General features: G+C 40.3%; 7 protein-coding genes. 2 read left to right on the plus strand and 5 right to left on the minus strand.

The window, feature by feature from the left end:
* The 3 genes from QZZ43_RS01355 to QZZ43_RS01365 form a co-directional block, all read right to left on the minus strand.
* A partial coding sequence (locus QZZ43_RS01355; RefSeq protein ID WP_291855366.1) for a phosphotransferase occupies positions 1-1,259 on the minus strand: 1,259 nt, incomplete at its 3' end.
* Between the two features lie 11 nt (positions 1,260-1,270).
* On the minus strand, positions 1,271-1,975 hold the full coding sequence (locus tag QZZ43_RS01360; protein WP_291855369.1) for a DUF554 domain-containing protein: 705 nt from the start codon (positions 1,973-1,975) through the stop codon (positions 1,271-1,273).
* Positions 1,976-2,214: 239 nt separating this feature from the next.
* A complete protein-coding gene (locus tag QZZ43_RS01365; protein ID WP_291855371.1) occupies positions 2,215-2,988 on the minus strand; it encodes a class I SAM-dependent methyltransferase in 774 nt (257 codons plus the stop codon).
* Positions 2,989-3,749: 761 nt separating this feature from the next.
* On the opposite strand from QZZ43_RS01365, the gene QZZ43_RS01370 reads away from it, so the two are divergent.
* The gene (locus QZZ43_RS01370) at positions 3,750-4,085 is read left to right on the plus strand and encodes a hypothetical protein (RefSeq protein WP_291855373.1); all 336 of its coding nucleotides are present in this window, start codon (positions 3,750-3,752) and stop codon (positions 4,083-4,085) included.
* A 20-nt stretch (positions 4,086-4,105) separates the two neighbouring features.
* The gene (locus QZZ43_RS01375) at positions 4,106-4,915 is read left to right on the plus strand and encodes a ZIP family metal transporter (RefSeq protein ID WP_291855375.1); all 810 of its coding nucleotides are present in this window, start codon (positions 4,106-4,108) and stop codon (positions 4,913-4,915) included.
* Positions 4,916-5,785: 870 nt separating this feature from the next.
* Here QZZ43_RS01375 and QZZ43_RS01380 read toward each other — a convergent pair.
* Together QZZ43_RS01380 and QZZ43_RS01385 are read right to left on the minus strand one after the other, a co-directional pair.
* A complete protein-coding gene (locus QZZ43_RS01380) occupies positions 5,786-6,340 on the minus strand; it encodes a hypothetical protein (protein WP_291855378.1) in 555 nt (184 codons plus the stop codon).
* Between the two features lie 7 nt (positions 6,341-6,347).
* The coding region (locus QZZ43_RS01385; protein WP_291855380.1) for a CheR family methyltransferase at positions 6,348-8,733 on the minus strand (2,386 nt) is incomplete at its 5' end.

Consider the following 8,733-nt stretch of genomic DNA (forward strand, 5'->3'; position numbering starts at 1 on the left):
TGTTCGGCAAGAGTGTAAACGCTTTTAAGGTATTGGTCCATTTCATCTTCTTTTTCGAAAAAGGCAATTACTTCGGGACTAAGGCCCGTTTTGTTTTTGTATTCTTCATAGCGGCCGGGATTATGAATACACCGGCAGTCGAAAACAAAACCACCTCCGTGCCCCGAATCATCCACAGGAGTTCCCCGGCGATAGGAAAAACTGGTAATGCTGATTGTGAGCTTTGGTGTTTCACTCAGCAGTTGCAATTTTTCGGAGCGGGTTACCTGCCAAAGTGCTTCTTTCAATGCTGGCAGTTCAACCGGAATAGTCAGATTGGAAAGAATGAATTTCAGATTGTCGATTGCATAAGGGATGCTTTTGAGAAAATGTTCTTTTTTTTCGTAGAAACCTCTGAATCCATAAGCTCCCATGGCCTGCATGATGCGGATGAGTACAAATCCCTGGAAAAAGTTTTTGAACCCGGTTTCATCCACTTTAATGCTCTTCCTGAGAGTAGAGATGTAAAAGTCGAGCAGATCCTGTCGCAGCTCATTGGGTAAATCGGCTTTTGCATCATAAAGCAACGATGCAAGATCGTATTGCAATGGTCCTTTGCGTCCTCCCTGATAATCAATAAACCCCGGGCCGTTGTCATTAACCATGATGTTGCGCGATTGGAAGTCGCGATACATAAAATAGTCACTGTCGGCCTGTTGCAAGTAATCTGCAAAGGTGTTGAAATCGTCTTCCAGGAGTTGCTCATCGAAGGGTATCCCGGCCAATTTCAGAAAGTAGTATTTAAAGTAGTGCAAGTCCCACAGCATCGATTGCTTGTCGAAACTATGGCGGGGATAGCACAAGGAGAAGTCGAGCTCTTTGGCGCCATCCACCTGAAAACGGATGAGGTATTCAATAGATTGTTTGTAGAAATCGACAATTGTGCCAGGAATTTCTTTTTCGCTCCTGGAGGTTGACAACCAGTCGTAGAGGGTTGTATTGCCAAAATCTTCCTGAAGATAAATGTCAGAGGTATCGTTCACACTGAATATCTCCGGAACCGGAAGGTTTAATGCTTTGAAATGACGGCTGAATTCTATAAAGGCCCGGTTTTCTTTTTTATCATGATTGATGGTCCCGATAGAACTTTTGGTAGCCCCGGAAATACGAAAATAACGACGGTCCGACCCGGAAGGAGGGAGAGGGGTGAAACTCTCGGTTTCCTCGCCGGCCCATTGTAAAAAAAGTTCTTCAAGATGCGGTGGATATGAATTTTTCAAGGTTTTTCAGTTTAAAATAAGGTGAAGGGAAAAATTTCCCGGTACTGCATCCAGGCAAAAAGCACAACAAACAACAATGATGGAAGCAGGTCGGTGACTTTCAGTTTTCCCAGATTCAAAATGTTAATTCCCAGTCCGATGAGCAATACTCCACCGGTGGCTGTGAGTTCGTTCACCACCGATTGGGCAAAGAAATCACCCAGCCACATGGACAGCAGGGTAATACCTCCCTGATAAATAAGAAGTGGAACTACCGAAAACAATACCCCGATTCCCATTGCAGCCGCCAGGGCCATGGAGGAAAACCCGTCAAGCACCGATTTGGTAATCAGAAGTTCTGGACCACGTCCTACGCCTTCGTCAATGGCACCCAGAAGGGTCAGCGAACCCATGCAAAACAGCAGAAAGGAGGTAATCAGACCTTCCGTAAACCGTTCGTCTTTGAAACGGAATCGTTGTTTGATTTTCTCTGAAAGGCCTTCAATGCCCTCTTCCAGGCGCAAAGCACCTCCGGTGATGCCTCCAAATAACAAAGACAGTACCACCACAATAATCCAGTGGCTTTCCAAAAACATGGAAACGCCCAATGCCATTGTAAACAGTCCGATGCCGTGAAATACCACTGCTACAACCCGGCGGGGAAGACGTTGCTTGAACAGGATGCCCAGCAGACTTCCGGCAATTATGGTGGCTACATTAACCAGTGTTCCTGTCATTTTGTTAAATATCTTTAATGCCTTGCAAAAATAAGACACACGAGGTTAAGAAAAAAGTAATTCAGTCAGTAGTTAGTAGTTTTTTCGAGTAGTCAGTAGTCAGTAGTGGGGTTTTCCTGTTACTGAAATACTTATACCACCCCTTCTTTCCGAACGAGGGTTTTTTTTCACTCATCTCCGACAAGAAAATCTCAGTTCTAGCTGCTTGGGTCCTTTTCACCTAAACTGTTTTTCCGGCTTCAGATCTTTTTGCCGATATAGAAAACATAGCCATAGAACTCTTTAAACTGGTCGTAGAGTTCCCTTTCGTGTTGTTGATTGGCAATGAATTCTTCCGCCATTTTGTTGCCGGCATGTTTTTCCAGAAAGATTTTCTCTGCAGCCACCTGGGGAGCATAGAAATTTTCTATCCAACAATTTTCAGGCAGAATAAACGATGCTACCGGAATATAGCCCGCCATTTGCATTTGCAAAACTTTGGCGGGAATGGTATCAATCTCAGGGTATGCATCCAGCCAGAAAGATTCTATTTCGGCTGGCCGCTCCGGAGTAAACCATGAAGCTTCGGTAACTGCGACAAATCCTCCTCTTTTCAGACAAGTGTTCCACTCTTTCAGGCCTCTTTCATAACCAATGTTGTAGATTGCCCCTTCGGACCAGATGAGGTCTAATGCTCCTTTCTGAAACGGAAGATTGTCCATGGAACCGATGATTCCTTTTACCCTGTTCTGAAGGCCCAGTTCCCATGCATTATTATTAAACAAATCAATAAAATCGGGACAAAGATCCAGTCCGGTGACTTGTCCAGGTGCATTTTGAGCCAGTATCATCGTTTGTCCTCCGGTGCCACAGCCCAGGTCGGCGATTTGAGATTCATCGGTCAGGTTGTCAATAAAATTAAGGGCCTTGAGGGTGACTTCCGGACTCCCGGGTCCCTGGCGTTCAATATAAGAAAAATATTCACAGATGAGATTGATGTCGAAATTGTGAATGGATCTATTTTCGTTACTCATGATGCTTTAAATTTGAGGATTAGCAATAAAACAGCAAAAGAGCACATAAGGTATTTTTGTCTCTCAGTAAAAACATGGAATTTACTAATGCCTGATAAATTAATTGGTTTATTTTAATGCTGCCGGAAAAACGCTCAGCAGCATTAAAAACAAAATTATAAGAAAAGCTCCGATATGAATATGCCGGCTAGATAAGGGGGAATAACCACGGCCATAATGCCTAAGGTTATTTATTTTACCAAATCTGAAATCGTATTAAACATCCAATGGTTCTAGTGATATAAAGATAAGGAATAATTTTTTTGACCCGCAAGATGAGACTCATTTTTTCGAAAAAGGGAAAACCCCAAAAAGAATTATTAATTTTGATATGGAGAAAATGGGGAATCTTCAAATTTTATTTGAACTGACGACTCCGGGATTTATTTTGAGCAGCAACGATGGATATTTTTTTTGAATGTCTCTTTTTAGTATTTGGGAATGATCGCAGATGAGGTGATGGATGGAAATGCACTGACGACAGGGTTAAATTGGCTACCAGAAAGAAACATGATAACGGACAAATATTTATGGTTATGAAAAAAACGGTAACATAACAAAGCTTCAAAACATCACCTGGGGCCTCACATTTAATTCAACAACTTGTTTTGGCTTCTCCCGGTTGTTTGGGCAGAAAAAATCTTAGCGGGTTTAAATGTCAAGGCCAGCCGTATATTGGTTAACTTTGTGCTTAATAAAAAATTGGCAGATGGAATTGGCAGATGGAAATAAAAGAACTTAATAAAAGACCCGAAATTGAGCAAGATAAAAGGTTAATTGGTTCTTTATCTCAATTCGACAATCTTTTAATGGAATTGAGGAAAAAGGAACTTCCTGAAGAAATTGTAAAATCTATCAATAATGGAATTGACCAAATAAACTCAGTTTCGGAATCAGAAAAAGAATTGAGAAAACAAATAAAAAAGACTCAAACCAGTATTCTGAAGTTAATTGAGAAGAAGCTTAAACTTGTTACGAAAAACCACTATCGAAATACCTGGTTGGCAGTTGGGATGGCTGCTTTTGGAATTCCGGAACAATTGGTGATAGGTTTTTAAAACAAAATAAGAGAAAAACTATGCAGGAATTATTAAATTATAATCCGGTTTTATTAGCATTAGTGGCTACCCTTTTCACCTGGTTTGTTACAGCAGCCGGTGCATCAATGGTTTTCTTTTTCAAATCAATTAACAAGAGAGTTCTTAATTCAATGCTTGGGTTTGCAGCCGGTGTTATGATTGCAGCCAGTTTCTGGTCTTTGTTAAAACCTGCAATTGAAATGGCTGAAGCTGATGGAAATATAGCATGGTTGCCTGCATTAGTTGGATTCTTATCAGGAGGTGCATTTCTATTAATTATTGATAAAATTTTACCCCACTTGCATTTGGGTCTATCGATTGATAAGGCTGAAGGTATTAAGACCTCATGGCAAAGAAGTATTCTTTTAATTCTTGCCATTACACTTCACAATATTCCAGAAGGATTAGCTGTTGGTGTTGCATTTGGAGCTTTAGCCAATAACCCGGATATTGGAATGCTTTCAGGAGCCATTGCTTTGGCAGTTGGAATTGGATTGCAAAATTTCCCGGAAGGAGCGGCAGTTTCAATACCTTTGCGAAGAGAGGGTTTATCAAGATTACGTGCATTTAATTATGGGCAATTATCCGGAATCGTTGAACCTATTGCCGGGGTGATTGGTGCATATCTTGTGCTTTCGATTGAACCTCTGTTGCCTTATGCACTTTCTTTTGCAGCCGGAGCAATGATTTTTGTTGTTGTTGAAGAACTGATACCGGAATCTCAAACTGGACATGAAACAGATTTTTCTACGATAGGTGCAATGTTAGGATTTGCTACCATGATGTTATTAGATGTTGCTCTTGGCTAAAATTTGAAAGATCGCAAAGCATAAATTATGATTCAGATGCATTTTATACCTGGCAGAAAATCAACCCCTCCAACCCTCAAGATCCTGCAAAGTCCCGTTATTGCGAACGAAGTGAAGCAATCTCATTTTTTTTAACCGGACACCAATGATTTAATATATCACAGGGCAGCAACCTCAGATATATTGGAAATATTTCACAAGCGGACTGAAAGCCCAACTTAACAATCCAATTAACTGCCCTTACAGGGCGATAAAAATATCTTGCCAAAGCCCCAACGTGTTACGTTGGGCAAAATTAAGCCGGACTTTCAGCCCGAATTATAACAACAATTACTCCGCAACCTACAAATTAATGCGATATGTTAAGGTATTAGTAATACTCCGTCAAATTTTTGCAATGCTCTGCAAACCAGTTGTTTGTACTCTAAAGCGTTTGTTAAAATCCAGTATATTAAGATTGTACGAAGTATCTTACATCTTGCATCTAAAAATCTAACGATCCATTGAATTAGAGAACTCCGTTAAAACTTGATTACTCCGTTAAACTTTTTTAAATGCCTGTTAGTGAGTAATTTGCACAATGCGCAATAATTATCACAACTCTCTGATAATAAAAACTTTGCGCCATTGCGTCTTTGCGTTTAGACTTTTTTTAACGAACTATTAAAACTTAAAACATGACTTTATTTATTCTTAAAGTTGAATTAAGCGTTCTATTTCTTGTTGTTTCAGGTGCTGTTTCGGCTCAGAATCCAGTTGATTCAATTTTGGAAGTTCGGGATACACTAATTAGAAAAGCGAATGAATCTGTATTAAATGAACCAGAGATGGAGGAATTGGTAAATATGATAGCAACCCCAAATATCATTGTTACACACCTGAGAACTTCGAAATATCTACCACTGATAAAAGGCATTGTTGTTCATCCTCTGTAACCACACCTTCCATATATACCCGGCAAAGAGTCTTATTGTTATAGCCAAGCAGAACCTCGCACGATTCTTTCGCATTGCTGGTATATACTTTTGTAAAGAAATTATTAAACACCGGCTTTGAATCGTCCGAGATAAAAAGTTTAAAATTGCTGTTAATCAGGCTGAATCGTCGTTCTCCCAGCATGTCGGCCCCAGTGAAGTTCAAGTCGGAAATGGCCCCTTCAGGAGTTAGAGAAAAATATCCCATGGGCGATAAATCATACAACATGGTGTATTTTTTTAAGGCTTCTTCTGCGGTTTCGTAAGCCTGTTGCAACTCTTCATTCTGCATCTCCAACTCAATCTGGTGTACCTGTAACTCGTGCAGGAGCTTATTTGCATCGGCTTCCATCGACAAGGCGTATTCAGTTTTTGGCTTATCAATCAGGTGTTTTTCTGCTTTTTGGCGAAGCATTTTGGCATTGGTAAAATCTATTTCTTCGTTTGTCATAACTTGTTTATTTCTTTGTGATGGTGATAATTGCTGAAGATAATTCAAGGCGATTAAAAAGAACATTGACAGACCATGTGGTGTTTATTTCTTTTTCTTCGGCTGCAATTACCTTCATTTTAATATCGTTATTACCTTGTTTTTTCAAAAGATTGACCATTTTTTGTTCCATCTTTTTTCTAAAAGCCTCAGGTATGAATAATTCCATAAAATTATGCTCTGTAACATTTTCACGTTTTTTACCGAAAAAAGTTTCAGCTGCTGAATTAAATTCCACAACTTTCCAGTCGGCTGATATTTTCAGGATTACCTTAGACGAAGAGTCTATTAAAAGACGGTTTTCCTGGTTCATTTTCAGGAATTTTTCTTCCGCAAGCTTCATTTCCGAAATATCGATGAACGTAATCACCAGTCCGTCAATCCGGTCGTCGAAAGTTCGGTAGGGCATAATACGAATGGAAAACCACCTTCCGTCTTTAGTTGGAATCTGCTTTTCAATAAAAATGAGTGTTTTTAGAACCTCCAGTGCATCTTCCGGCAGGTTGGGGTAAATAAGTTGTGACACCTGGTCGGTAAATGGCCTTCCGACGTCGCTTTTGATGAGTTTAAATATTTTTGTTGCCTGATTGGTGTACCGACGAATATTCAACTCCTTGTCGAGGAATAAAGTGGCAATATCGGTACTGTTCAGCAGGTTTTTCATATCGTTGTTTATCCGCGAATAATCTTCCACCTTGGCCATTAATTCGGCATTTACCGTCTGAAGTTCCTCATTCAGGCTTTGCATCTCTTCTTTGGAGGTCATGAGTTCTTCATTGGTCGATTGCAGTTCTTCGTTGGCCGATTGCAGTTCTTCGTTGGTCGATTTAAGCTCCTCCTGCGAGGTCTGCATCTCTTCGGTTATATTTTGCATTTCCTCACGCGTGTGCTTCAACTCTTCCTCCAATTTGGTTTCCCTTACTGAAGCTTCTGTTTCTTTTCCCTTTTTTCTTGGTGGTTTGGATTTTTCAGGAGGTTCCGGAACTTCCGTGAAGATAATCATCAGCTTGCCGTATAGCGGTTCCGGCTTATGAATATACTGGATAGTTACATTTAAAGTTATTGAACTTCCGTTTGTGCCAATTTTAACATGGTGCAATACCACTGGCTCTTTATTCAAATTGGCTTTTCGAAAACCGGTGGCAAAGTCATTCTGGAAACCCGGTCGTAACATGGCAAAAATATTCAGGTTTGCTTTGCCAACAGCGGGCTCCAGGTATTTCCCGGTTCGTCCGCTGATGTATAAAATATCGCCATTTTCGTTTACCAACACGCCGGCGGGGGAAAAATGACTCAGCAGTAGTTGGTCGGCAAGTGTTTGAATGTTCATAATCGGTTTTTCGGGTTCAGTGGTTTCAATGTTTCCCAATTTGGGACGGGTAAAAGAAGATGGAAAATCCAATAAAAGCGGATTGTGGCTGGTTTCTGAGCGTTTGAAAATTTTAAGGCTGCCCTCAACCGGAGAAAAAAGATAGCTTTGTGCACCAAGTGTTTCGGAAGTTCCAAGCACCAGTAAACCTTCCTGGGTAAGGCTGTAGTAAAACAAACCCAGCAATTTTTTCTGCAATTCGGGCGCCAGATAGATTAACAGGTTCCGGCACGAAATAAAATTGATTTTGGTAAATGGCGGATGCATAATAAGGTTATGTTGAGCGAACACAATCATTTCCCTTATCTCGGTACTGATACGGTACCCGTCCTCCGTTTTGACAAAGTATCGGTTCAGTCTATTGGGCGATACATCTGAAGCAATATTGTCGGGGAAAATTCCCTTTCGTGCAATATCAATAGCATCGTTATCGATATCGGAAGCAAATATCTGTAAAGAGATTCTTGATTTGGGTTGAATTTTTTCCAGTACCTCCTTAAACAAAATGGCAAATGAATAGGCTTCCTCGCCTGTAGAGCAACCTGGTATCCAGGCCCTCAATTGCGTGTTGGGTTTCATATTTTCAATCAGGGCCGGGATTTCTTTTTCTTTTAATTTTTCCCAAACCGGAGCATCCCTAAAGAAATTTGTAACGCCAATCATTAACTCTTTGAACAGGATATGTACCTCCTCGGGGTTTTCCTGTAAATAATGAACGTAAGAAAAAATTCCTTCAATTTTATGAATGCCCATTCTTCTTTCAACGCGGCGATAGATCGTATTCTTTTTGTAGAGAGAAAAATCATTTCCTGTATGTGTTCGCAGTAAAATGATGATTTTATCAAAAGCGCTTTTATCTTTTACTTCAACATTAAGATTCGATTTAATTACAGGTATATGTTTAAGGAAATTAATTAGTTCGGAAGACAATTTTTCCGGAGGAGCAACGATATCAACCAGTCCTGAATCAATGGCACTGCGTGGC

The organism is Marinilabilia sp. (assembly GCF_016278715.1).
In the GTDB taxonomy this organism is placed as follows: Bacteria; Bacteroidota; Bacteroidia; order Bacteroidales; family Marinilabiliaceae; genus Marinilabilia.